General features: G+C 71.4%; 24 protein-coding genes. 10 read left to right on the forward strand and 14 right to left on the reverse strand.

What is annotated here, in order from left to right; translation table 11 throughout:
- Positions 1-27: 27 nt before the first annotated feature.
- Positions 28-1,203, reverse strand: a complete 1,176-nt coding sequence (locus tag ACH34R_RS10760; protein ID WP_397561201.1) for a cytochrome P450 — start codon at positions 1,201-1,203, stop codon at positions 28-30.
- A 280-nt stretch (positions 1,204-1,483) separates the two neighbouring features.
- A complete protein-coding gene (locus tag ACH34R_RS10765) occupies positions 1,484-2,362 on the reverse strand; it encodes a MerR family transcriptional regulator (RefSeq protein WP_397561202.1) in 879 nt (292 codons plus the stop codon).
- Between the two features lie 130 nt (positions 2,363-2,492).
- On the opposite strand from ACH34R_RS10765, the gene ACH34R_RS10770 reads away from it, so the two are divergent.
- The 6 genes from ACH34R_RS10770 (at position 2,493) to ACH34R_RS10795 (ending at position 8,619) form a co-directional block, all read left to right on the forward strand.
- Positions 2,493-3,974, forward strand: coding sequence for a purine-cytosine permease family protein (locus ACH34R_RS10770; RefSeq protein WP_397561203.1), 1,482 nt, complete (start codon positions 2,493-2,495; stop codon positions 3,972-3,974).
- Between the two features lie 121 nt (positions 3,975-4,095).
- Positions 4,096-4,887 (forward strand): alpha/beta fold hydrolase, encoded by a 792-nt coding sequence (locus tag ACH34R_RS10775; RefSeq protein ID WP_397561204.1) that lies wholly within the window; start codon positions 4,096-4,098, stop codon positions 4,885-4,887.
- Positions 4,888-5,469 (forward strand): YybH family protein, encoded by a 582-nt coding sequence (locus ACH34R_RS10780; protein ID WP_397561205.1) that lies wholly within the window; start codon positions 4,888-4,890, stop codon positions 5,467-5,469.
- The gene (locus tag ACH34R_RS10785) at positions 5,466-6,473 is read left to right on the forward strand and encodes an LLM class flavin-dependent oxidoreductase (protein ID WP_397561206.1); all 1,008 of its coding nucleotides are present in this window, start codon (positions 5,466-5,468) and stop codon (positions 6,471-6,473) included. The genes ACH34R_RS10780 and ACH34R_RS10785 overlap by 4 nt, the downstream gene beginning before the upstream one ends.
- Positions 6,470-7,438 carry a DUF1028 domain-containing protein gene (locus ACH34R_RS10790; protein ID WP_397561207.1) on the forward strand — a complete coding sequence of 323 codons (969 nt, stop codon included), beginning with the start codon at positions 6,470-6,472 and terminating at the stop codon, positions 7,436-7,438. The genes ACH34R_RS10785 and ACH34R_RS10790 overlap by 4 nt, the downstream gene beginning before the upstream one ends.
- Positions 7,435-8,619, forward strand: coding sequence for a M20 family metallopeptidase (locus tag ACH34R_RS10795; RefSeq protein ID WP_397561208.1), 1,185 nt, complete (start codon positions 7,435-7,437; stop codon positions 8,617-8,619). Before ACH34R_RS10790 ends, ACH34R_RS10795 begins: the two co-directional genes overlap by 4 nt.
- An 80-nt stretch (positions 8,620-8,699) precedes the next feature.
- Here ACH34R_RS10795 and ACH34R_RS10800 read toward each other — a convergent pair whose 3' ends face one another.
- Complete coding sequence (locus ACH34R_RS10800; protein ID WP_397561209.1) at positions 8,700-10,022, reverse strand: S41 family peptidase; 1,323 nt, start codon at positions 10,020-10,022, stop codon at positions 8,700-8,702.
- Between the two features lie 88 nt (positions 10,023-10,110).
- Between ACH34R_RS10800 and ACH34R_RS10805 the strand changes: the two genes are divergently transcribed.
- Together ACH34R_RS10805 and ACH34R_RS10810 are read left to right on the forward strand one after the other, a co-directional pair.
- The gene (locus tag ACH34R_RS10805; protein WP_397561210.1) at positions 10,111-10,764 is read left to right on the forward strand and encodes a response regulator transcription factor; all 654 of its coding nucleotides are present in this window, start codon (positions 10,111-10,113) and stop codon (positions 10,762-10,764) included.
- A complete protein-coding gene (locus tag ACH34R_RS10810; protein WP_397561211.1) occupies positions 10,761-11,837 on the forward strand; it encodes an ATP-binding protein in 1,077 nt (358 codons plus the stop codon). Before ACH34R_RS10805 ends, ACH34R_RS10810 begins: the two co-directional genes overlap by 4 nt.
- 200 nt (positions 11,838-12,037) lie before the next feature.
- Here the strand turns inward: ACH34R_RS10810 and ACH34R_RS10815 are convergent, their stop codons facing one another.
- The 8 genes from ACH34R_RS10815 to ACH34R_RS10850 all read right to left on the reverse strand — a co-directional run bounded on the left by ACH34R_RS10815 (position 12,038) and on the right by ACH34R_RS10850 (position 17,579).
- Positions 12,038-12,658, reverse strand: a complete 621-nt coding sequence (locus ACH34R_RS10815) for a DUF6518 family protein (RefSeq protein WP_397561212.1) — start codon at positions 12,656-12,658, stop codon at positions 12,038-12,040.
- Entirely contained in the window at positions 12,655-13,089 is a 435-nt protein-coding gene (locus tag ACH34R_RS10820) for a hypothetical protein (RefSeq protein ID WP_397561213.1), read from the reverse strand. The genes ACH34R_RS10815 and ACH34R_RS10820 overlap by 4 nt, the downstream gene beginning before the upstream one ends.
- 74 nt (positions 13,090-13,163) lie before the next feature.
- Positions 13,164-13,736, reverse strand: a complete 573-nt coding sequence (locus ACH34R_RS10825) for a DUF6461 domain-containing protein (RefSeq protein WP_397561214.1) — start codon at positions 13,734-13,736, stop codon at positions 13,164-13,166.
- Positions 13,737-13,893: 157 nt separating this feature from the next.
- Complete coding sequence (locus ACH34R_RS10830) at positions 13,894-14,802, reverse strand: AraC family transcriptional regulator (RefSeq protein ID WP_397561215.1); 909 nt, start codon at positions 14,800-14,802, stop codon at positions 13,894-13,896.
- 71 nt (positions 14,803-14,873) lie between these two features.
- Positions 14,874-15,800, reverse strand: coding sequence for a hypothetical protein (locus ACH34R_RS10835; protein ID WP_397561216.1), 927 nt, complete (start codon positions 15,798-15,800; stop codon positions 14,874-14,876).
- 19 nt (positions 15,801-15,819) lie between these two features.
- Entirely contained in the window at positions 15,820-16,161 is a 342-nt protein-coding gene (locus tag ACH34R_RS10840) for a hypothetical protein (RefSeq protein WP_397561217.1), read from the reverse strand.
- A 26-nt stretch (positions 16,162-16,187) separates the two neighbouring features.
- Positions 16,188-17,381 (reverse strand): NAD(P)/FAD-dependent oxidoreductase, encoded by a 1,194-nt coding sequence (locus ACH34R_RS10845; protein WP_397561218.1) that lies wholly within the window; start codon positions 17,379-17,381, stop codon positions 16,188-16,190.
- A gap of 6 nt (positions 17,382-17,387) precedes the next feature.
- Positions 17,388-17,579, reverse strand: coding sequence for a ferredoxin (locus ACH34R_RS10850; protein ID WP_397561219.1), 192 nt, complete (start codon positions 17,577-17,579; stop codon positions 17,388-17,390).
- A gap of 407 nt (positions 17,580-17,986) precedes the next feature.
- On the opposite strand from ACH34R_RS10850, the gene ACH34R_RS10855 reads away from it, so the two are divergent.
- Positions 17,987-19,279, forward strand: a complete 1,293-nt coding sequence (locus ACH34R_RS10855) for an MFS transporter (RefSeq protein WP_397561220.1) — start codon at positions 17,987-17,989, stop codon at positions 19,277-19,279.
- A 31-nt stretch (positions 19,280-19,310) separates the two neighbouring features.
- On the opposite strand, the gene ACH34R_RS10860 is transcribed toward ACH34R_RS10855, so the two are convergent.
- The 3 genes from ACH34R_RS10860 to ACH34R_RS10870 form a co-directional block, all read right to left on the reverse strand.
- Positions 19,311-19,730 (reverse strand): helix-turn-helix transcriptional regulator, encoded by a 420-nt coding sequence (locus tag ACH34R_RS10860; RefSeq protein WP_199537255.1) that lies wholly within the window; start codon positions 19,728-19,730, stop codon positions 19,311-19,313.
- Between the two features lie 88 nt (positions 19,731-19,818).
- Positions 19,819-20,778, reverse strand: coding sequence for a serine hydrolase (locus tag ACH34R_RS10865; protein ID WP_397561221.1), 960 nt, complete (start codon positions 20,776-20,778; stop codon positions 19,819-19,821).
- A gap of 90 nt (positions 20,779-20,868) precedes the next feature.
- Complete coding sequence (locus ACH34R_RS10870; protein WP_397561222.1) at positions 20,869-21,849, reverse strand: threonine/serine dehydratase; 981 nt, start codon at positions 21,847-21,849, stop codon at positions 20,869-20,871.
- A gap of 20 nt (positions 21,850-21,869) precedes the next feature.
- Between ACH34R_RS10870 and ACH34R_RS10875 the strand changes: the two genes are divergently transcribed.
- The gene (locus ACH34R_RS10875; protein ID WP_397561223.1) at positions 21,870-22,667 is read left to right on the forward strand and encodes an ABC transporter ATP-binding protein; all 798 of its coding nucleotides are present in this window, start codon (positions 21,870-21,872) and stop codon (positions 22,665-22,667) included.
- Positions 22,668-22,670 lie beyond the last annotated feature (3 nt).

Genomic DNA, 22,670 nt, shown 5'->3' on the forward strand with positions numbered 1-22,670 from the left:
GCCTCCAGCGGCGGTTTCCGCAGGTCCTCAGCGTGCGGTGACGCTCACGTACAGCTCCTTCGGCGCCCGCATGGTGAAGCCGCGCACCCGCACCGGCTTTTCCGCTACCGGGTCCAGCCGGGCATATCGGGCGGTCAGCTCGTCCAGGGTGATCCGGGCGACCTCGCGGCCGAAGTTGCGTCCGGCGCACACGTGCGCGCCGATGCCGAACGAGAGGTGCGCCGGGGCGTCGCGGTCGAGGTCGAACACGTCGGGGTGCTCGACGTGCTCCTCGTCCCGGTTCGCCGAGCCGACGCAGACCTCGATCAGGTCGCCCTCGGCGATCTCCCGGCCGCCGAGCACGAGGTCGCTGTCGGCCTGCCGATCGACGATGGGCAGCATCGCCTCCCAGCGCAGCGCCTCGTCCATCGCGCGCGGGATCAGCCCCGGGTCGGCCAGCACCCGCCGCATCTGCCCGGGCCGCCCGAGCAGGCCGTGGACGGTGGTCCCGGCCAGGTGGCCGGGCTCCTGCGCGCCCCCGGCGATCACCACCAGGATGGAGGAGTAGATGTGCGCCCGGGGGCGCGGGTCGCCCGGCGGCCGGCCGGCGTGCAGCATGTGCGCGAGCATCCCGCCGTCCGGCTCGTGTTCCAGCCGGTCCAGCAGCGGATCGACCGCCGCCCGCATCTCCCGTACCGCCTGGTCGGACTCGTCGAACGGGCCGGGGTGCATGGCGAGGTTGGCGATGCCGCCGGCCAGGCTCTGGAACCAGCGGCGCAGGGTGGGGCCGTCCACGTCCAGGCCGACCAGCCGGCCCACCGCGAGGCAGCTCACCAGCTCGAACGTCTCCATCAGCTCGACCTCGCCGGCCTTCGGCAGCGCGCGGACGGCGGTCGCGGCGATCGGCCGGATCAGGTCCTCGGCGTACGTCGGGACCGCTTTGGGCAGCAGCAGCGGATCGATGGCCGCGCGCAGATCGGTGTGCGCCGGGCCGTCCACCATCAGCACATTCGGCATGCCCAGGGTGCGCTCCATGCGCGGCAGGGCGGTCGCCACCCCGATCTGCCGCATCCGGCGGGTGGCGATGACGTCATCGCGCCGGGTGACGAACCAGCCGCCGACGGCCGGGACGAACGCCACCGGCGCCTCCCGCCGCAGCCGGGCCCAGATCGGGTACGGGTCCGCCTCCAGCTCGTCCAGCGTGATGTCATCGATCCAGGTCATCCGCGTCTCCTCCGTCGCAGGGACACCCTTGGCGGGAGCCTGCACGGCCGGAGCGGATGCGCGCATCGCCCGAAACGGGTGATTGCGCGCGGCGGTCAGCCGTCGTCCTCCGGAGGCGGTCTGCGCGATCCGCCTGGTGTCGCCGGCGGTCAGGCGTCGTCTTCCGATGGAGTCAGGCCGGACGCCGCCTGGACGATGCGCCTTGGCCCAGGATCGCGGTGAGAGCGGTTCGATCCACAGCGCCCGGGCGGGTTCGGTGCCGGGGTCGTGCCGCCGGCGGTCAGGCGTCGTCTCCCGGTGGGGTCAGGCCGGACGCGGCCTGCACGATCCGCCTGGTCATCGGGTTGGCCCAGGACTGCGGCGAGAGCAGCTCGATCCACAGCGCCCGCGCGGGCTCGGCGGCCGGGTTGTGCCACGAGTAGAGCGTGCGCGACGGCAGTGAGATGGCGTCACCCGCATCGACCTCGACCAGCCTCCCCCCGGTGTCGTGGTCGTTCTTACCGCCGCCGATCCGGAAGGCGATCCTTCCCGACATGACGAACGCGAAGGTCTCCCCGGGGCGGGCGTACGCGCCGCCGCTGGTCGCGTGCGGGGGGATGGTCAGCAGCGCCGGTTCGAGATCGCGTCCGGGCAGGACCAGCTCCTCCCACTGGACGTTGCCCTCCAGCACGATGGTGGCCCGTTCGTGGCCGCGCACCACGGTGGCGTCGGCGGCCCGGAACGCGGCCAGCCCGCTCATCGGTATCCCGAGGGCGTCGGCGACCTCGGCGATCAGCCGGGTGGAGGCCCGATCGACGCCACGCTCGATGGACGACAGGTGCGACGCGGAGAAGCCGGTCCGCTCGGCCAGCTCCTCCAGGGACAGGCCGCGGGCCAGCCGGGCCCGGCGCAGCCGGTGGCCGCTCGGCGGCGGCTCGGCGGGACCGTCGCCGGAGTCGGCGGCGGCCTCCAGGGTGGTGCGGATGGCCGCCGGATTCCAGCCGTGGCTCTGCCGCAGGTCGGCGATCCTGCGCGCGAGTTCGACGTGTTCGGGCCGGTAGCGGCGCTGGCCGCCGGCGGTCCTGTCGGGCACCAGTAACCGCTGTTTCTCCCACACCCGCAGCGTCTGGGGGCTGACGCCCACCTCGGCGGCCACGTCTCCGATGCTGCGCCCGGTCATGGTGCCGATCCTACGGAAGCCGGGCCCACTCTCTTCCTACTCTCGACAAACTTATAAGTGCATTGTAGCTTCGTGCTTCACGAGCCGGTGTGCGACAGCACACAGCGACACCGGCGGAAGGAGCCGGCGGATGAAACCGTCCGCACAGCAGACCCACACCCGACCTGGCCTGACCGGCAGGCAGCCGTTGCAGGTCGAGGCCCGGTCCATCGACTACATCCCCCTCACCGAGCGCCATGGCAAGGTCTGGCATCAGGGGCTGTTCTGGTTCACCGGCCAGTTCGTGCCGACCACGATGGTGGTCGGTTTCATCGGCCCCTCGATGGGGCTGTCCATCGGCTGGTCGGTGCTCGCGAGCGTGCTCGGCGTACTGATCGGCACCTGTTTCATGGCCTTCCACGCCAACCAGGGCCCCGCCATGGGGCTGCCGCAGATGATCCAGTCCCGGGCGCAGTTCGGGGTCCGCGGGGCGATCGTCCCGATGCTCGCGGTGGTCTTCGTCTACGTCGGCTTCAGCACGTTCGGCGTACTGCTCGGCACCCAGGCCATCCAGACCGTACTTCCCGGCCCGGGGTGGCTGTGGGGGCTGGCGATCGTCGGGCTGGCCACGGTACTGGCCACCGTGGGCTACGACCTGGTCCACCTGGTGCTGCGCTGGCTGCCCTACGTGGTGGTGCCGATCTTCGCGGTACTGACCGTGCTCGCGCTGGTCGGCCTGGAGCCCGCCGCCGCCACGGCGGCCCCGGCCGGGTTCACCGGCGCGGCGTTCCTCGCCCAGTTCACCGCCGCCATCGGATACCAGCTCAGCTACGCCGTCTACGTCTCCGACTACTCCCGCTACCTGCCCCGGACGACCCCGGCCCGCAAGGTCATCGGCTACACCTACGCCGGGGCGGCGCTGTCCGCGCTCTGGCTGATGCCGCTCGGGACGTTCATCGCCGGGTCGGTACCCGCGGCGGACGCGATGAGCAACCTCCGCGACATCGGCGACGGGCTCTTCCCCGGTTTCGGCGCCGCCGCCGTCCTGATACTGCTGGCGCCGACGTCGATCGCGCTGATGAGCGTCAGCCTGTACGGCTCGATGCTGTCCGGCATCAGCATCGTCCACTCCTTCCGCCCGATCCCGCTCAACCGGACGGCACGCGCGGCCGGAATCCTCGTCACCGCGATCCTCATCTACGTCGTCTCCCAGGGTCTGCCGGTCGAGTACCTCGGCAGCTACAACGACTTCATCACCCTGATGCTGCTGGTACTGGCCCCGTGGACGGCGGTCAACCTGGTCGACTACTACCTCGTCCGTCGCGGCCGGTACGCCATCGCCGAACTGTTCGACGTGAACGGCCTGTACGGCCGCTGGGGTTCGCGCGGGCTGGTGTCCTACGCGGCCGGCGTGGTCGCGCTGCTGCCGTTCGTCACCACCAACTTCTACGTCGGCCCGATGGTGGACGTGCTCGGCGGCGCGGACATCGCCTTCCTGGTCGGCCTGGCCGTCCCGGCCCTCGTCTACCGGGCGCTCACCCGCGACTTCGACCCGGCCACCGAACTCCCCGCCGTCACCGCCAGCCGCACCCTCCTCGACGGTCACCAGCCGCTCGGCGGTGACGCGGCATGACCACTCACCCGGCCATTGACAGGTGGCGGCCCGGTAGGGCCGTTCACCCGCCCGCCGCCGCCCGGTGGCCGACCGGTTGCCCGGATTCCCCTGGCCGGCCGGTGTCCGGTGGCGAGCCGATATGAGCACTCGCCTGGCCGCTCCTGACCGGATCGCGTTCCGGGGCGGGGCCGGTTCCGCCCTGGTACGCCGGGGCGTGCCGGACGCGCCCGCGCTGCTCTTCATCCACCCGGCCAATCTCCAGGCCGCCTGCTGGACCGCGGTGATCGGTCATCTCCCCGCCGGCTGGAACAGCGTCGCCATCGACCTGTCCGGGCACGGCGGGTCGGCCCGCGCCTCGGCGTACGGCGTGGCCGGCTGGGCCGCCGAATGCGCCGAACTCGCCGCCGCGCTCGGCCTCGGCAGGGTACACGTCGTCGGCGCGTCCGCCGGCGCGCCCGTGGCCGTGGAGCTGGCGCTCGCCCACCCCGGCCTCGTAGCCAGCCTCACCACCGTCGGCGGAGCCTTCGAGCCGCTGGCCGAATCGGAGATCGGCGGGCTGGCCGAGCAGATCCGGGCCGGGGGCGGCAGTTCGGCGCTGGGCGCGGTGATCGCGGCCGAGCCCGGCCTGGACGAGGCGGCCCGGCGGCAGGTGATGGACGACGTCAGCGTCAACGACGCGGCGCAGGCCATCGCCATCTGGCGGGCGGCCGGGCCCGCCGAAGGGCTGTCCAGCGCCCATCGGCTGTCCTGCCGCACGCTGGCCGTCGTCGGCGAACTCGACGCCGGGTGCCCGCCCGCCGGATCGGCCGCCTTCGCCGCCGCCTCCGGGGGCCGGCTCGCGGTCCTGCCCGGCCACGGCCACCTGCCGATGTACTCCGCCCCGGCCGAACTCGCCCACCTGATTCGAGAGCACCTTTCAGAAGGGAAGTAAATGTCCACCCAGGACCCCCGGCCGACCGACCGGACGGCCCCCGCCGCCGACATCGCCGAGATCACCCGCCTGCACCGCGAGTGGTGGGAGGCCAACGTCGGCTTCGACATCGACCGCATGGTGAAGGTCTTCCCGGAGCCCGGCGACGAGTACCTGATGTTCAACTTCAACGGCCACCCCTACTTCGGCATGAAGGAGAAGGTGGCGCTCTGGCGCTGGTACAAGGAGCGAATCGAGCAGACCGGCGGCCTGGTCACCCGCATCATGCGGCTGGAGGTGCGCGGCGACACCGCGTGGCTGGCCTGTGAGTTCAGCATCGAGGCCGAACAACTGGACGGCGGCGAGTGGACCGTCGACTCGGTGGACGCCACCCACGGCCGGGCCACCGAGATCTACCACCGCGACAACGGCCGGGGCCGCCCGGAATGGCGGATGTGGCACACCCAGATCACCGCCCTGCCCGACCTCGCCGAGGCGCGGCCCGGTTTCGACGACTCCACGGCGAGCCGGGGCCTGGGCTGGGTGCCCTGGGAGCCCTTCCCCGCCGCCGCTGACGCACCGGCCGTGGAAGGCACGGCATGACGGCCACGGCCCGCCGACCCCGGCTCGGCGTCGTGCTCGGCAGCTCGCAGTCCCCCGCGCAGGTCGTGGCCGCCGCCCAGGTGGCCGAGTCGGCCGGTTTCGACGAACTCTGGGTCGGCGAGGACTACTTCTTCACCGGCGCGATCGCGACCGCCGGAGCCCTGCTGGCCGCCACCGAGCTGCCGGTCGGCATCGGGATCGTACCGACCGCCTCCCGGCACCCGGCGCTGCTGGCCATGGAGGTCGCCACGCTGGCCGGGATCTACCCGGGCCGGCTGACCGCCGGAGTCGGGGTCGGGGTGCCGGACTGGCTGGACGCGATGCGGATCAGGCCGGCGGCGGCGCTCACCGCGGTCCGCGAAACCCTCACCGGCCTGCGCACCCTGCTCCGGGGCGAGTCCCTGACCATCGAGGGCAGGAGCTACGCGGCCGACGGCATCCGGCTGGAACACCCGCCGGCTCCGGTCCCGCCGCTGTACGCCGGGGTCGGCGGCCCCAAGGCGCTGCGGATGGCCGGCGGCACCGCCGACGGCACGGTGCTGTCGGTACTGGCCGGCACCGAGTACATCCGGTGGGCGGTCGCCCAGCTCCAGGCGGGCGGCGCCGGACCGGACCACCAGGTCGTCGCCTACGCGCTGTGCTCGGTCGGCCCGGACGCCGCCACCGCCCGCGACCGGCTGCGCGAGCTGTTCGGCCTGTACCTGCTGACCGGCCCGCGCAACCCGATGACCGAGGCGCACGGCATCGCCGACGAGGCCGCCGCCCTGGCCGAGCTGGACTTCGCCGACGCGGTGGCCAAGATCCCCGACGCCTGGCTGGACGAACTGGCCGTCGTCGGCACCCCCGCCGACTGCGCCCGCCGGTTGACCGAGCTGGCCGGCGCGGGAGCGGACTCGATCGCGCTCTGCCTGGTACCGGACGACGACGGCGGCCTGGCCCAGCTCCGGTCCATGGCCACGGACCTGCTCCCGCTACTCCGCGAACCCCAGGGCACGACGGCATGACCTTCTCCATCCTGAGTCACGACCCGCGCGACGGTTCCATCGGGCTGGCCTCCCAGTCGCACTTCTTCGGCGTCGGCAGCGTCGTCGGGACCGCCGAGGCGGGGGTCGGCGCCGTGGTGAGCCAGGCGTTCGCGAACACCGACTGGCCGCCCGCGGCCCTGGCCGCGCTGCGCGCGGGCCGGACGCCCCGGGACATCGTCGATGAGCTGGTCCAGGGCGATCCGTGGTCGGCGTACCGGCAGCTCGCCGTCATGGACGCCACCGGGCGGCACGCCACGTTCACCGGCGGCCGGTGCGTACCGCGGACGGGTACGGCCACCGGGCCGGGCGTCGTCGCCGTCGGGAACATGCTGGCCGGCTCCGAGGTGTGCGCCGCGATGGTGGCCGCGTACGACGCCTCGCCCGGCCCGGCCGAGCGGCGGCTGGCCGGCGCGCTCGCGGCCGGTGAGCGGGCGGGCGGCGACGCCCGCGGGTCCCAGTCGGCGTACCTGCGGGTGGTCGGCGGCGCGCGTACCGACCGGCCGTGGCGAGAGGTCCGCACCGACATCCGGGTTGACGACGCCCCGGACCCGATCGGCGAGCTGGCCCGGCTGCTGCCGATCCAGAACGGCTTCCGCAGCGTCGGCGCGGCGCTGTTCACCCCGGGCGTCGTCATCGGCGCCCCCGGCGACCTGGACCCCGGCACCGATCCGGCCGAGTTCGTGGACCGGCTGACCGACGCCGTACGGGCCCTCGGCGACAACCGCGAGGCGGCCCTGTGGCGCGCGGTCATCCTCCTCCGCTCCAGCGCCCCCGACCGCGGTCGCGACCGCGATTCCGGCCGCGACCGCGACCGCGAACGTGAACGCGGGCGGCGGGAGCTGGCCGAACTGCTCGCCGACCGTCCCTCGCTCGGCCCCTTCGTCCGGGCGCTGGCCGACGTCGGCATCCTGACCACCGCCGACGTCCCGGACGGTCCCGGATGACCGGGCACGTCTCGGCCGAACGGGTGACGGCGCTGACCGCCGAACTGGTCCGGGTGGACACCCAGAACCCGCCCGGCCGGGAGGCCGCCATCGTGCCGTCGGTGGTGGAGGCACTGGAGTCGTCCGGCTGTGAGACCCGGATCTTCCGAGCCCCGTCCGGGCGGCCGTCGGTGCTGGCCCGGTACGCCTGCGGCCGTCCCGGCGCGCCGACGTTGCTGTTCAACGGCCACCTCGACGTCGTGCCGGTGGCGGCGGCCGACTGGTCGGTGCCGCCCTTCGGCGGCATCGTCCGGGACGGGCGGGTCGTCGGGCGCGGCGCGGCCGACATGAAGGGCGGCATCGCCGCCGCCATCGAGGGGCTGCGGGCCTGCCAGGACGCCGGGCTGCCGCTGGCCGCCGATGTGGAGTTCCATCTGGTCGCCGACGAGGAGACCGGCGGCGCGCACGGTACCGAGGCCCTGCTGGCCGCCGGGCTGATCCACGCCGACGCCTGCATCGTCCCCGAGCCCACCGAATTACGCGTCGCCGTCGCCGAACGCGGCTCGTTCCAGGCCAGGATCGAGGTCACCGGCGAGGCCGGGCACGGCGGCGAGCCCGGCCGCTCCCGGTCGGCCATCGCCGACGCCGCCCGGCTGGTCCGCGCCCTGCACCTGGCCACCTTCCACGACGAGGACCATCCGCTGCTGGGCCGCCCCAGTTGCAACGTGTCGATGATCCAGGGCGGCCTGGCGGCGAACGTCGTCGCGCCGCACTGCGAGTTCGTCATCGACCGCCGCTCACTGCCCGGCGAGACGGCCGACGACGTACTCCGGTCGGTGCTGCGGAAGGCGCGCGAGACCTGCCCCGACGTGGACTTCACCGTGCGGCCGACGTTCTTCTGCGAGGCGTCGGAACTTCCGCTCCCGCACCCCTTCGCCGACCTCCTGCTCGACGCGGCCGGTCGCGACGCCGGCCCGGTGGGCCTCTCGCTCGGCACCGACGCCCGCTTCCTGCGCAACCGGCTCGGCATCCCCACCGTGGTCTACGGCCCCGGCTCGATGCGGCAGGCCCACGCCGTGGACGAGTGGGTGTCCGTGACCGACCTGACGGCCGCCGCCCGTACGTACGCCAAGGTCATCGCGTCCTTCGGCCGCCGGCCGGCCACGGTGTCACGCGAGGTCGCGCCTGCGCAGGGCGAGTAGCCCGGCGGCGATCGGCGAAGATGCGCTGCTGGGCCGTACCGGGGAGGAGCCCCAAGCTCGGGGTGTCCGGCCGAAAGGCGTCAGAGTAGCGACAGGGCCTTGGCCACGCCGGGGTCGCGGCCGGTGGCGAGGTCGAGGGCCGTCATCGGGGCGTGGTGGTCGACCGGTACGCCTATCGTGTCGATGATCTCGCGGGCGGGGCCGAGGTGCCGGACCTTGGGCAGGAGCAGGACACTGCCGTCGTCGAGGAGGTAGCCGCTGCTGGGGCCGGAGATGGCGCCGGCGGTGCGGGTGCCGATGAGGGTGCCGAGGTCGTTGTCCCTGACCGCCGCGCTGAAGTCCTCGCAGGCCGAGGCGCACGCGCGGTCGGTGAGGACGATCAGGCGCGAGCCGAGCAGCGGGACGCTGTCGTCGGTCCGGTTGGGCGTGCAGTCGCCCTTCAGGGGGCAGAAGTAGCTGGTGATCTTGCCGTGCGCGAACGCGCCGAGCAGCCGGGTCACCTCGCGGGGCGACCCGCCGCCGTTGCCGCGCAGGTCCAGGACCACCGCCTTCGGCTTGCTCCGCAACGCGGCGATGACCTTGTCGGCGGCGCCGTCGAAGAACCCGGGCAGCCGGACGTAGGTCGCGCCGCCGGGAAGCGGCTTCGACGTCACCGCCAGGGGCTGCCGGGTGAGCGGACCCTGCTTGATGCTGACGGTCCGGGTTCGTCCGCTCGTGGGGCGCTTGAGGGTGAGCCGTACCGTTTCGGTGGTGAGGGTGTCGAGGATGCTCTGGTTCACTTTGTCGCCGATGAACGTCGGCACGCCGTTGACCTTGACCAGGATGTCGCCCGGCCGTACGTCGGCCTTGGCGGCGGGGCTGCCGGGCAGCACCTGGGTGATGAACATCGGCGGCCGGGCCGCCGGGTCGAACCGATCGCCCTGCTGGGCCGACGCGCCCACGATGCCCGTCCCGACCGGCCCGTCCTCCGACGGCGGAGCCGGCCTGATCCAGCGGGCGTGGTTGTCGTGGAGCCCGGCGACCATACCGGTGATCGCGGCCCGCAGCGCGGCGGGGTCACCGGTGCCGAGGGCCTTCGCGAACGCCTTCCAGTCGGAGTCGCGGTTCCCGGTCAGGGCGGGCAGGTGCAGGTCGGCCCGGTCGGCGTCGTTCCGCATCAGGTGCTGGGTGTAGGCGGCGAGGGCGCTCTTCAGTAGCCCCGTGGAGTCCATGGCCGGGCCGCTGTAGTAGTTGTCCAGTACGCAGAAGTACGCCTGCCGGAGCGTGTTCACCGACGTCGGCGGCGCCGGATTCGGCGGCGGAGCCGTCGCGGGGAGGCAACCAGAAGCCGGCGCGGGCGTGGCCGCGGGCGCGGACATGGCGCAGGCCGTCACCACAACGGCGGCGCAGATGGCTTTGATCATGGCCGTAAGCATGGCCGGGGGCGGGTTTCCCGGCCGTGAACGCGCTGGTTAACGCGGCTGTAACCGCGATTGGTGTATGCACGTCAGCATGCGGGTTCTGGTGGCCGAAGACGAACGTGACCTCGCCGATCTCGTGGCGGTGGGGTTGCGTCGCCACGCCATGGCCGTTGACGTGGTGTACGACGGACTCGCCGCGGTCGAACGGCTGGCGGTACACGACTACGACGTCCTCGTACTGGATCGCGACCTGCCCGAGATGCACGGCGACCTCGTCTGCCGTGAGCTGGTCGCGCGCGCCGGCCGTACCCGGATCCTGATGATGACGGCGGCGGCGTCGGTTCCGGAGCGGGTGGCGGGCCTCGGCATGGGCGCCGACGACTACCTGCCCAAGCCGTTCGACTACGCCGAGCTGGTCGCCCGGGTACGGGCCCTGGGACGGCGCAGCCGGCCGCAGGTACCGCCGGTGCTGGCCCGGCACGGCATCGTGCTCGACACCCACCGGCTACAGGCCGCGCGGGACGGGCGGCACCTGCACCTGTCGCTCAAGGAGTTCGCGGTCCTTGAGGTGCTGATGCGGGCGGACGGCGCGGTGGTGAGCGCCGAACGGCTGCTCGAAGAGGCGTGGGACGAGCACGCCGACCCCTTCACCACGGTGGTGCGGGTCGTGGTCAGCCGCCTGCGCGCCAAACTGGGCGACCCGCCGTGCATCCACACCATTCCCGGCGCGGGCTACCTGCTGTGACGACGATCCGGGTACGGCTCACGCTGATCTACTCCGGGCTGTTCCTGCTGAGTTCGGTCGTACTGCTGGTCACGGTCAACCTGCTGCTGCGCCGGACGCTGGACACGCGGATCGCGCGGCTGCCCCCTGGCGCGCTGGCACCGCCCGCGCCAGGGCTGCCCGGCGAGCGGCCGTCCCGCCCGCCGCTGCCCGAGCTGGTGAACGACGTGATCGGCTACCAGTGGGAGGTGACGTGGTTGACGGTCGCGGCCCTGACGCTGGTCTCGCTGGTCGTGGGCCGGCTGGTCGCCGGGCGTATGCTCCGGCCCGTCCACCGGATCACCGCCACCGCGCAGCGGCTGTCCCTGTCCACCCTGCACGAACGGATCGCGCTGTCCGGGCCGCAGGACGAGCTGAAGGAACTGGCCGACACCTTCGACGCGATGCTCGACCGGCTCGAACGGTCCGTCGCGGGGCAGCGCCGGTTCATCGCGAACGCATCCCACGAACTGCGCACCCCGCTGGCCGTCCAGCGGGCGGCGATCGAGATCGGGCTGCCGGACGACATCGGCGAGATCCGCCGTACGCTCCTGCTCCACAACCGCCGCGCGGAGAACCTCATCGACGCCTTGCTGGTCCTGGCCCAGGCGGAACACGGCCTGGACAAGCGGAGCCCGGTGGCCTTGGACGAGGTGGTACGGCTCGTGCTGGCGGAGAAGGCCGCGGGCGGGATCACCATGACGGCACGGGCGGAGCCGTTCGTCGTCGATGGCGACCCCGTCCTGCTCAACCGGCTCGTCACCAACCTCATCGACAACGCGATTCGCTACAACCATCCCGGCGGAACCGTCGAGGTGACGCTCTCCCACGGAGCCCTGACGGTCCGCAACACCGGCCCCCAGGTCCCCCGGGAACGCTTCGGCGATCTCTTCGAGCCCTTCCGGCGTCTCCAGACCACCCGCGAACAAGGCGCCGGCCTCGGACTGTCGATAGTCGCCTCCATCGCCAAGGCCCACGGCGCCACCGTGGACGCAAGCCCCAACCCGGGAGGCGGCCTGGAACTCGTCGTGGCCTTCACGCAGACCCGTACCTAGATGTCGAGTCGTTCGACGTGGTTCGACGTGGTTCGACGTGATTCGTGCCGTCGTCCAATGGTTCACCGGTCTTGAGGATCGCATTTCGCGTTGTGCCAGACGAGGGTGAATTGCTCGTAGAAATAGTCGAACCACTCACCGTCTCGGGCGGCCCCGAAGGACGTTCCGCCGGGGGCTCGGCAGAGAACGGATGAACGGGGTCACATGGCGATGAGATAGCCGACGACTCCGAGCAGCGCGATCGGTACGACCAGCGCAAGGCTTTCCAGCCGATGGCATCGCGTACGGCCGAGCGCGAGGGGCACCAGCAACGCGACCACCGCCAGGATCGCCGCCGTGGACCATCCGAACGCCCCCGACAGTACGTTCCTCAGCGCCTCGGCGATGAAGACCCCGCCCAGCGCGGCGAGCCCGATGTTCGCCTGCCACCTGAGGCCGCTTCGGTACCAGGCCCCGGCGATGCCGAAGACGACACCCGCCACGACACCGAAGCCCATCCAGATGAAGGCCACCGGGTTGTAGAGCGTGGCACTGTCATCGCCGAGGAAGATGACGGCCGTGGCGTAGTAACCCTCCACGGCGAGAACGAGCAGGAGCGCCCCGGCCAAGGACACGCGCACCAGACCCCGGACGCCCCACGCGCCCGCGGCGAAGGCGGCGACCGCCCACACGGCCGGCGAGTTCGCGAGATTGGCCCATGGATAGGGCAGCGTCATCTGCGCCAGCAGGTCGACAGGACCGAGAAGAACCCCTCCGGCGATGGCCCCGGCCATCAACACCCACGTCGCGGGCGGGGCCGTACTCCACGATGAAGGTCTCATCGCGGCCCGCCGTCGTCCGCGGGCATGGGCCGCGGCCAGGTGATAGCGGAGAACACCACCGAGCACGCCAGAAATCCAGCACACATCGCCGCGAACCCGGACCAGAACGAACTGAGCGACGTACCAAGGTCGATCCCGAGCAGTAACGCCGTGATGAGCCCCGCCCCCAGCCCCGCCACCAGGCCGGGAACGAAACGGGGCGGCTTGTGCGCCACGGCCCCGGTGAGCGGCAGCACCAACGGGAACAACGCCACGGCCCACCCCACCCTGGGCTCCCCGAACAACGCCAGCCGTGCGGCGGACACAACCGCCGACACACCGACCGCCACCACTGTCCAGATCACGAGCTTGAGCGGGTGATATCGCTGATTGTGCTCGGATGCATAGGCGTCCGGACCGAACGTCCAGAACGAAAGAAGCTCTCCGATCATGTCGCCTATATGCGACTTATCACCTTCAGGCGTTCTCTCCGGGTTCACCGCATCCCTCCTCCCGCTGGCCGACGCTAGGACTTGGTCGGCACTGGGACGACCCCCCACATCAATGTAGAGCCCTTCAGCAGTTGCTCTGTCGGCATGATCCCGGTCAGGTGCTCGACGAGCAGGAAGGCCGGCCCGTCGTGGGGCAGGGCGAGCGGTGGGTAGAGGCGGTCGATCTGCGCCATCGTGGCCGCGAGTTCGGCCGGGGGCTCCATCATGTATCCCTCGTCGGCTGCGAAGCAGAATTTGATCTCGCCGTCGTCGCACCAGTAGAAGTAGTCGACGCCCTTGACGCCGAGGGCGGCCTGGGAGACCAGGCGGGTGCCCTTGGAGAGTCTCCTGACCACGTTTTCGTCGGTGCCGAGCCAGTCGGGGTCGAAGACGAACGTCCAGTCGCCGAGGGAGGTGACGCCGAGCCGCTCTCCAGGGCCCGGGTAACGGTCCGGGTCGCCGGGGAAGGGGCCGGGCTTGAAGTCCTCCCAGTGGCCGCCGAGGCGGGCGACCACCTCCTGCGGCGTGGCGCGGATGTACATGAAGCAGTAGTACTCCCAGGCGTACTCGCCGCAGAGCCAGGAGACGTCGGGGCGCTGGATGGCCATGCGAGTCATGGTGCCGGAGCCCACCGACAATTCGATGGTCACCGTCGCAGGCGATCGACTTGACCGGAGACCATCGCTTCTCATGATGGACCGATGCGCCTTCGCCGACGGTCACGCTCGCACGGACGGCCCTGGACGTCGGGCTTGTCCGCGTCGTCTACGGCCGGACGGCCGCGGTGCCGTGGGTGCGATGGCGGCGGAGGGCGTCGAGGTCGGTGACCGGGACGGTTTCCAGTTCGACCCGGAAGTTCGCCCGGTATTCGCGGGGGGACATCTTCTTGAGTTCGCGGAAACGCCGGTTGAAATTGGAGAGGTTGCCGAAACCGGAATCCGCGGCGATCGTGGACACCGAGCGGTCGGTGTCCCGCAGCAACTGGCATGCCCGGTTGACGCGCACGAGGTTCACATAGTGCGAGACGGTGAAACCGGTACTTCGGGCGAACAGCCGGCTGGCGGCGCTGGCGTTCATGTGCGCCGCCGCCGCGATGTCCTCCAGCGACAGCCGGGCGGTGTAACCGGAATGGATCGCCTTCATCATGGCCTGGATCCGCACCGCCGTACTTTGATGGAGGACCGACGGGCTGCGTCCCGTCGCGAGCAGGATGTAGGGCGTCCGGCTCAGCATGACGAGGGCGCGAAGCAACTCGACCGTTCGTTCCGGGGGCGTGAGCCGCCCCAGGTCTTCGAGCGGGGGGAGCGCGCCGGGAAAGCGGATGCCGCGCCGGGCGTCGTCGAGCATCCGCCGCACGTTCCCGAACACGGGCGAGTCGAAGAACTCCGCGCCGAGAAAATCCCGGGCGAAGTGAATGACGATCGCCTCGATCGGCTCGCTCTCCGGCATCGTCACATACGTGTGCGGCAGATCGGGGCCGAACAGCGCGAGGTCTCCCGGCCGGTACTCCTCCACGGAATTACCGGCGAGCCGGGTGCCGGTCCCGTGCAGGATGTACGTCAGCTCGTACTCAGGATGGAAATGCCAGTACGCCTCCAGCCGAGGCGCCCGGAACCGCGTGTAGCGCCAGTTCACCGGGAACTCCGGTTCGAGATGTTCGTAAAGGACGCGCATCGGCCGTGGCCCTCCTCTCGCGCAGCCGGTCCCGTGCTCACCACTCAGCGTAGCCGCCGGAACGATTTCCCCTACCGTGGCGTCAGGCGTACCTCGCGGCCCCCGATGACGTACTCGGTGAGATAGATGGAGCCGTCCGGCCCGACCACCACCCCGTGCGGGCTGTTGAGCGTTCCCTCCGCCAGGTGCGGCCGGCTCAGCGTGCCATCGCGCCGATCATTCGGCCAGCCCTCGCGCTTTTCGGCGGCGGGGAACGGGACGATGTGCCGCAGCGCGTCCTTCTCCAGATCCACCGCCGTCAGCGCCCCGTCGAGGTCGGTGACGATGAGTTCGCGCCCTCGTACGGCGAGGCAGCTCGGAGCCCGCAACCGGACGTCGGTGAAACTCCCGCGATATTCGCCGTCCAGGCCGAAGGTCATCAGCCGGCGGTTGCCCCGGTCGGCCACGACCAGTTCCGGGCCGCGATCCGATTCGGCGATCACCAGGCCGTGCGGGCAGGCGAACGGCTTTCCCGATTCCGCGCCGTCGATGGTCCTTTCATGACCGCGCTCGCCGTAAATGTGGACGAGGCTCGCGCCGTAACCGTCCGCGACGAAAACGGCGGGGCCGGTGACCGCGATGGACGTGGGCCGCCAGGAATCGCCCGTGTACGCCGGATGCGCCGGCGCGCGCAACGCGGTGAATTCGCGCGTCGCAAGGTCGAAGCGGCCCGCACTCCCCTCCCGGGCCTCGTAATCGTAATCCGGCGGCCGGGCCTTGAAGCCGGGGTCCGCGAGCCAGAGCGCGCCGCCCCCGCTCGGGTCATAGGTGATCCCGTGGATCTCCAGTAGCGGCACCTCGACCTGCGCGATGCTGCCGTCGAGCGCCCGCCGGACCAGAATCGCCCCGCCGCCGGGGTGGGCCCAGTACAGATTTCCCTCGCGGTCCAGCGCGATGCCGGAATGCGACCATTCCGCGCTCCCGGGCACCCCGGGCGGAAGCGTGTCCCAGTGAATCATCGCGTCAGAGTGCTCATTCTCAGTCAACGGACACCGCTCCGGTCTGGTAGGTGGGCAGAACGCCCGCGAATTCCGCCGCCATCGAGATCAGCGCTGGATCGGACCCTGATTCCGCCATCTGGGCCGGTTGGGTCGGCAACAGGACCGTTCCACCGGCGCTGATGTGCGCCACCGCGTCACGGCCCGCGCCCATTGGCAGGCCCGCGATTCCCACGCTCTCGTGCCGGGTCACGAACCGACCGGCGTTTCCGCCGGCCCCCTTCGGCCGCGGCGTACCGTCGAAGGGCATCGTGGCGGCATCGGGGTACGGGCAGGTCGCGGTGTCGCGTATCGTGCAGAGCGAGTCCGTCACGATCGCCACCTTCCTTTCTTCCAAGAATCGGCGATTCAAAGCCGGCTGAGTTCCGCGGCCGGACGGCCGACATGCGCGCGGGCGGCACGAAAATCGCGCGGCATGTTCCATCCGGCGATTCCGGTGACGATTCCGTCCCGCTGGACGGCGGCGACGAACCGCCCCGATTCCGCGTCGCCCGCGATCGTGTCGAGCGAGGTACCCTCACCGTCACCGTGCCCGTAGACCTGAATCCTGGTCCCGAACAGTTCCGACCAGAAGAACGGCACCGGCGGCGCGGCGGGCGTCGTGCCGGTGGCGATGGTCCCGGCCACGAGCTGCGCCTGTTCGGCCGCGTTGAGCTGGTGTTCGACCCGGACGGGGACCCCCGTACGCGGATCGGTCCAGGCCGCGACGTCGCCCGCGGCGAAGACGCCCGGCGCGGCACGGCCCGCGAAGTCGCAGACCACCCCGTCGGAGACATCGAGCCCGCTCGACGCGAGCCACCCGGTGTTGGGCACGCATCCGATGGCCGCGACCACGAGACCCGTCTCGATCACGTCGCCACCGGACAGCACCACCGCCGTCACCCGATCACCGCCGCGCAGCCCGGCGACCTCCTCGCCGAGCCGCAGATCGACGCCGTTCGCACGGTGCAACCGCGCGATGAGCGGCGACAGCAGGCCGCCCGCCAGACCGAGGCGCAGGTGCCGGGAGCGTCCGACGAGGGTCACCGCGACGCCGAGTTCGCGCAGCGCGGCGGCGATCTCCGACCCCAGGACGCCCGCCCCGGCCACGACGGCGTGCCGGGCCGTGGCGAGGTCGTCCCGCAGGGCCGTGGCGTCGGCGCGCGTACGCAGCAGGTGGACCCCGCCGAGGCCCGCCCCGTACGCCGGGCGCCGAGCCGACGTCCCCGTGGTCACCACGAGAGTGCCGTAACGCAGCTCGTCGCCGGACGCCGTGGTCACCACCCGCCCGGAAGGATCGAGCGACACCGCCGCCGTACCCCGCAGCAGCCGGACCCCGAGCCGGTCCAGGTCCGCCTCGGTGCACAACGCGGACTCCTCGATGTCCCACTTGCCGGTCAGGATCTGCTTGGACAGCGGCGGCCGGTCGTACGGCAGCGCGTCCTCATCGCCGATCATGGTGATCGTCCCGGGGAAGCCCTCGTCGCGCAGCGTCCTGGCCGTGGTCAGCCCCGCCACCGACGCGCCCGCGATGAGCACGTCCGATCGCGTACCGGACTCCATGCCGCGCTACTCCGCGAGCTTGATGGCGTGCGACGGGCACAACGCGGCGGCCCGCCGCACGGCCGCCTCGTCAGCGGGGCCGATCACGCTCTTCAGCATGATCACGATGCCGTCGTCATCCTGGTCGAACACATCGTCGGCGACCAGGGCGCACTGACCCGCGCCCACGCAGGCCGGCTTGTTGACGGTGACTTCCATATCGAACCTCTCTCCAAGCGCCCACGACGCCGGCGCGAAGCACCCGCGGAATGTTGATGCGGTACCTCACCGGCCTGCCGCCGACCCGGCCCCGGCCCGTACGGCACAGGCCCCACCGATCGGCCGGCAGCCTCCTGTCCAGCACGGATGAGCATCGTGTGCGATGTCATCGCGTCCACGATCGCCGAGCCGCGCGACAGCGGCCACGCCGGTTTTGACCAGTTCCGGTACTTTCATGACTTTTGCTGGCTTCCGTTGGCCGCAGGATCGATGCTCACGTACTGTGAGCGCGCCGGTGCCGATCTCGGGGAAGCGATCAACGGCTCATGCGCGAACACCACCTCTGAACGGCGGCCGTCATCGGCCCGCCCGTCCCAGAGCCGTGCCATGAGAACAGAGGAACCCGCATGACCGCTTTGCCCACCCCCGTCCCCACCCCCCGAACCGAGCCCGCCACCGACGCTCCGCGTCGCGGGCGCGTCCCGGCCCTTCTCGCCGCGATGTTCCTGGTGAACGTCTTCGGGTACGCCGCCAACAACGCCGCCATCGCCGTGCTCCTGCCCTCGCAGGTGAGGTCCGCCGCCGGTGACGGCGCCGTCGCCGCCCTGGCCCTCGTCAACGGCGTGAGCGCGATCGCCTCGTTCGGCATACCGCCGCTGGTGGGACTGATGTCGGACCGCACCCGGACGCGCTGGGGGCGTCGATCACCCTGGATCCTCGCCGGCGGTGTCCTGACCGCCGCCGCGCTGGTGCTCACCGGAGCGGTCTCCACCGTGACCGGCCTGGTGATCGGCTGGTTCCTGGTCCAGGCCACGATCAACATCGGCCTCAACATCATCCTGGCCACGATTCCGGAAGGCATTCCGGCGAAGCGCCACGGCCTGGCCAGCACCGTGCAGGGGGTCGGCATTCCCGTGGGCGGCATCATCGGCGTCCAACTGGGCGCGGCCCTGGTCGACTCCGTCATGGTCGCGTACGCGCTGCTCGGCGGCCTCTTCCTGATCGCGTCCGTCATCTCCGCGGTGCTCATCCGGGAACGCTCCAACACGGCGCAGGACGCTCCGGACCTTGCGCGCGAGCCCATGGGGCGGCAGTTCCTGGCGATGTTCAGCAGCCTTCGCGACCGGGACTACCGGTGGGTGTTCATCTCCCGGGCGGTCATCTATCTGGGCTACAACACCGTTTTCGGCTTCAGCCTGTACATCCTGCAAGATCACATCGTGCTGCCGGCCGGGCTCGCGCCCGCCTCCGCGGTGGCGACCGCCCAGACGACCAGCATCGTGTTCCTCACCATCGGCACCCTGATCTCCGGGCCGCTGGTGGACCGCCTGGGGCGGCACCGGGGGTTCGTGCTGATCTCGTCCCTGCTCCTGACGTTCTCGATCGTCCTGCCGCTGCTCTCGCCGAGCTGGACCATGTTCCTCGTCCAGGCCGGACTGAGCGGATTCGCCCTCGGCGCGTTCCTCGGCGTCGACCTCTCCCTCGCCACCATCGTGCTGCCCAAGACCGGCGACGCCGGTCGTGACCTGGGCGTCTTCCACATCGCCCTGAACGCGCCCCAGGTCGTCGCACCGTTCGTCGCCGCACTGGCGGTACAGCACCTCGGCGGGTACCACGCACTCTTCATCGTGGGCGGCGTCTTCGCGTTCCTCGGATCACTCACCGTACTCCGCGTCAGACCTCAGCAGGTGACCACATGACCGCCCGCGCCCGTGCCTCCGCTTCGCCGCCTCAGCCGGGAAGATCGTGAGGTTGCGGCGGCCTGCCTGAGTCCTCTGTCACGTCGATCGCGGCGGCGGCGAGGGCCAGCACGGGGAAGATCGCATGCGCCGGGACCCGATAGACCCCGCGCTCCGGCTGCTCGACCAGCCCGGCCGAGGTCAGCGTCTTGAGATGGTGGTAGAGCTGGCCAGGCGAGGCCAGGGCCAGCTCGGTCTGCAGGTCGGCGACCGGTTTGGGCCCGGCGACCAGTAACTGCAGGATCTGGAAGCGGGCCGGGTGCCCGGCGGCGGCCAGTACGGCGGCCAGCGGCCCGGCCGGCTGCCGCAGCAACCACCCGGGGCTGCGCTTCACCTCCCACAGCCACTCATAGCCGCCGAGCTTGGCCTGACCACCGTAGGTGATCAGACCCGTGTCATCGCCGGCGGCCACCGGCTTGGGCGCGTTGAGCGCGGCCTCAAGGGCGGCGACCCGCGCCTCAAGGCTCTCCAGCCGGTCGTCGGCACTGCTCAGTGCTGCCTCACTTCAATGCTGCACGAACCTTCGCGAAGAACGCCGAATCGGTCGCCATCCGCACGATGAACTGCTGATGAGCATAGCTTCGCAGCCCCGACAGCCAAGTCGACGTGGGCAGGCGCCGCAGCACCAGTACCGTCTCGCGCGGCTTCTCTCCAGGCTGGACGGTGTACATCGCCTCGCTGATGATGCCGGGCAGCGCACCCCCCTTCGCGCCGAGGCGCAGCGTGTCGGGGTCGGCACCGGGCTGACGCATCGGCCACTCCAGGTGCTTTCGCGCGATCTTGTCCTTCCTGAGGTCGGAGAGCACCGCGCGCAGTACGCCGGGCTTGATACGGGTCACCTTCTCGGCCCAGGCGGCCTGCTCGGCGATGCCGGGGAGCTTGAGCTGGATCTGCTTACCGGCCTTGACGTAGTTCTTCAGGCAGACGTCGGCGGGCAGCTTGCAGCCGCCGAACCCGCGGAGCATCTCGCCGTTGATGGTGCCGACCGGGGTCCGCGCGAACTTGCTCACCGCGGCGGGGCCGAGGCGGTCGCGCAGCAGGTCGGCGGCGGCGTTGTCGCTCTCCTCGATCATCGCGGAGACGATCTGGTCGAGCGTCGCGTTCGCGCCCGGCTTGAGCCGCTTGAGCGCTTCCTCGTGCGCGCCGCCGTCGGTACCGGGCAGGTGATAGGCGTTCCATCGGGCCACGGGCACGCGCTCGCCCGGCTTGATCTTCCCCTTGCGCACGGCGTCGGCGTAGGCGGCCAGGTGGGTGATCTTGAGGGCGGACGCGACGGACGTGAGCTGGTCGGCGTTGTGCCTGATGCCCTTCGTCACCAGCGCGACGTCATTGGGATGGGCGCGGATGTAGGCGAGTACGGACTCGACGTTCTTGAGGTCGGCGGGGGCGGGGGCGGCGACGCCACCGGTCACCGGGGCCGCCACGGCGGCGGCCAGGAACATGCTGAGGATCGTCTGCATGACTCGATTGAACCATAAAATCGAAATTCCGGAATAATGGAGCTTGAAGGTCGTGCAGGCGTGAGGCCGTGTGCCGGGCCCCGGTGGAGGTCAGGTTCTGTCGATCGGAGACGCGCCCACCCAGCGCAGGTAGGCGTCCATGTCGACGTTGCCGCCGCACACGATGGTGGCCACATGCCTGCCGGCGAAGCGGGGGCGGTCTTCGAGGACGGCCGCGAGGCCGAGCGCCGCCGAGGGTTCGACGACGAGGCCGGCATGGTCGAAAAGCATGCGCATGCCGGCGATGATCGACGACTCCCGGACCAGGACGGCGTCGTCGGCCACCAGCAGGAGGTCGTCCAGGACGGCGGGGATGGGACGCCGGCCGGCGACGCCGTCGGCGATGGTGTCGGTCGAGTCGGTGGTGACCACGTGCCGGCGGCGCCAGGAGTACGTCATCGCCGGTGCGCCCAGCGGCTGTACGCAGATCACCTCGACTCCCGGCGCCAGGGCTTTCAGCACATGGCCCACGCCGGTGGCCATGGCCCCGCCGCCGAGCGCGATCAGCACGGTGTCGAACGACGGCGCGGCGTCGGCCAGCTCCAGACCGATGGTCGCCGCGCCCTCGCAGGTCTCGATGTCCAGGCTGTCCTCGACCAGCCGTACGCCGTCGTGCCGGGCGATGGCCGCCGCCCGCTCGCGCGCCGTGTCGAAGTCGCCGTCCACCAGCTCCAGCCTGGCGTCCAGGGCGCGGATGCGATCGAGCTTGGCCGCCGGCGCGAAGCGGGACGCCACGACGGTGACGTCGAGCCCCCGGCCGCGACCGGACCAGGCGAGGGCCTGGCCGAGGTTGCCCGCGCTGGCGCAGACCACGGCCCGCCGGCCGGCATCGGCGAGCAGGCTCGCGACCAGCTCGGTGCCGCGGCCCTTGAAGCTGCGTACCGGGTTCGCCGTTTCGAGCTTGATGCTCACCGCGCACCCGAGGCCGGGCTCCAGCGCCTCGCAGCGGTACAGCGGGGTGTCCAGGAAGACCGGGTCGATCACCCGGCGGGCCGCCCGGATCCGGGCGGTGTCCAGGCGCGTCTCCGGCATGGCACAGCACCCTAGCCGTCGTGCGCGAAGCCCCGCGACGGTACCTCGGTACTCCCGCCGAGGGTCCGGAGTACCGCGCGGAGATCATCCGGGATGCGGACGATTCGGGCGGGCGGCGGCGGAAGGCTGTCAGCAGTGGCCCGGCTCGCTGTGGAGGCGCCGCGCTCAGGGACGTCGGCCACGGCTTCGCCCGCGGGTCGTTCACCGCGGTGATGGGGCAGTCGGGGTCGGGCAAGACCACGCTGCTCCAGTGCGCGGCCGGGCTCACCAGGCCCACCTCGGGCACGGTCAGCGTGGGCGGCGTCGATCTGACCGCGCTGACCGAGGCCGAGCTGGCCACCATGCGCAGGCGGCGGGTGGGTTTCGTCTTCCAGGCGTTCAACCTACTTCCGGCGCTGACCGCGAAGGAGAACATCGAGCTGCCGGTACGGCTGGCGGGCGGCCGGGCGGACCAGGGGTGGGTACGCGAGCTGGTGACCCGTACGCGGATCGCCGAGCACGTACACCGCCGCCCCAACGAACTGTCCGGCGGCCAGCAACAACGGGCCGCCATCTGCCGCGCGCTGGTGGCCCGGCCGGAGGTCGTGTTCGCCGACGAGCCGACCGGAAACCTGGACACCCGGTCGGGGGAGGAGATCCTGGCGATGCTCAGAAGCGTAGTCGACACCTTGGAACAGACCGTCGTCATGGTCACGCACGACCCTGCCGCCGCCGCGTACGCCGACCGGGTGCTGTTCCTCAGAGACGGCGAGGTGATGGACGTCATGGAGGCCCCGACGCCGGAGAAGGTCGCGGCGGGACTCCGCGGCCGTTCCTGACGC

The sequence above is a fragment of the Spongiactinospora sp. 9N601 genome (assembly GCF_044326295.1).
In the GTDB taxonomy this organism is placed as follows: Bacteria; Actinomycetota; Actinomycetes; order Streptosporangiales; family Streptosporangiaceae; genus Spongiactinospora; species Spongiactinospora gelatinilytica.

What these genes read in the sequence shown, in the direction of transcription:
- ACH34R_RS10760 (WP_397561201.1), bottom strand. Translation starts at nt 1,203, where the DNA reads ATGACCTGGATCGATGACATCACGCTGGACGAGCTGGAGGCGGACCCG.
- ACH34R_RS10765 (WP_397561202.1), bottom strand. Translation starts at nt 2,362, where the DNA reads ATGACCGGGCGCAGCATCGGAGACGTGGCCGCCGAGGTGGGCGTCAGC.
- ACH34R_RS10770 (WP_397561203.1), top strand. Translation starts at nt 2,493, where the DNA reads ATGAAACCGTCCGCACAGCAGACCCACACCCGACCTGGCCTGACCGGC.
- ACH34R_RS10775 (WP_397561204.1), top strand. Translation starts at nt 4,096, where the DNA reads ATGAGCACTCGCCTGGCCGCTCCTGACCGGATCGCGTTCCGGGGCGGG.
- ACH34R_RS10780 (WP_397561205.1), top strand. Translation starts at nt 4,888, where the DNA reads ATGTCCACCCAGGACCCCCGGCCGACCGACCGGACGGCCCCCGCCGCC.
- ACH34R_RS10785 (WP_397561206.1), top strand. Translation starts at nt 5,466, where the DNA reads ATGACGGCCACGGCCCGCCGACCCCGGCTCGGCGTCGTGCTCGGCAGC.
- ACH34R_RS10790 (WP_397561207.1), top strand. Translation starts at nt 6,470, where the DNA reads ATGACCTTCTCCATCCTGAGTCACGACCCGCGCGACGGTTCCATCGGG.
- ACH34R_RS10795 (WP_397561208.1), top strand. Translation starts at nt 7,435, where the DNA reads ATGACCGGGCACGTCTCGGCCGAACGGGTGACGGCGCTGACCGCCGAA.
- ACH34R_RS10800 (WP_397561209.1), bottom strand. Translation starts at nt 10,022, where the DNA reads ATGATCAAAGCCATCTGCGCCGCCGTTGTGGTGACGGCCTGCGCCATG.
- ACH34R_RS10805 (WP_397561210.1), top strand. Translation starts at nt 10,111, where the DNA reads ATGCGGGTTCTGGTGGCCGAAGACGAACGTGACCTCGCCGATCTCGTG.
- ACH34R_RS10815 (WP_397561212.1), bottom strand. Translation starts at nt 12,658, where the DNA reads ATGAGACCTTCATCGTGGAGTACGGCCCCGCCCGCGACGTGGGTGTTG.
- ACH34R_RS10820 (WP_397561213.1), bottom strand. Translation starts at nt 13,089, where the DNA reads ATGATCGGAGAGCTTCTTTCGTTCTGGACGTTCGGTCCGGACGCCTAT.
- ACH34R_RS10825 (WP_397561214.1), bottom strand. Translation starts at nt 13,736, where the DNA reads ATGGCCATCCAGCGCCCCGACGTCTCCTGGCTCTGCGGCGAGTACGCC.
- ACH34R_RS10830 (WP_397561215.1), bottom strand. Translation starts at nt 14,802, where the DNA reads ATGCGCGTCCTTTACGAACATCTCGAACCGGAGTTCCCGGTGAACTGG.
- ACH34R_RS10835 (WP_397561216.1), bottom strand. Translation starts at nt 15,800, where the DNA reads ATGATTCACTGGGACACGCTTCCGCCCGGGGTGCCCGGGAGCGCGGAA.
- ACH34R_RS10845 (WP_397561218.1), bottom strand. Translation starts at nt 17,381, where the DNA reads ATGGAGTCCGGTACGCGATCGGACGTGCTCATCGCGGGCGCGTCGGTG.
- ACH34R_RS10850 (WP_397561219.1), bottom strand. Translation starts at nt 17,579, where the DNA reads ATGGAAGTCACCGTCAACAAGCCGGCCTGCGTGGGCGCGGGTCAGTGC.
- ACH34R_RS10855 (WP_397561220.1), top strand. Translation starts at nt 17,987, where the DNA reads ATGACCGCTTTGCCCACCCCCGTCCCCACCCCCCGAACCGAGCCCGCC.
- ACH34R_RS10865 (WP_397561221.1), bottom strand. Translation starts at nt 20,778, where the DNA reads ATGCAGACGATCCTCAGCATGTTCCTGGCCGCCGCCGTGGCGGCCCCG.
- ACH34R_RS10870 (WP_397561222.1), bottom strand. Translation starts at nt 21,849, where the DNA reads ATGCCGGAGACGCGCCTGGACACCGCCCGGATCCGGGCGGCCCGCCGG.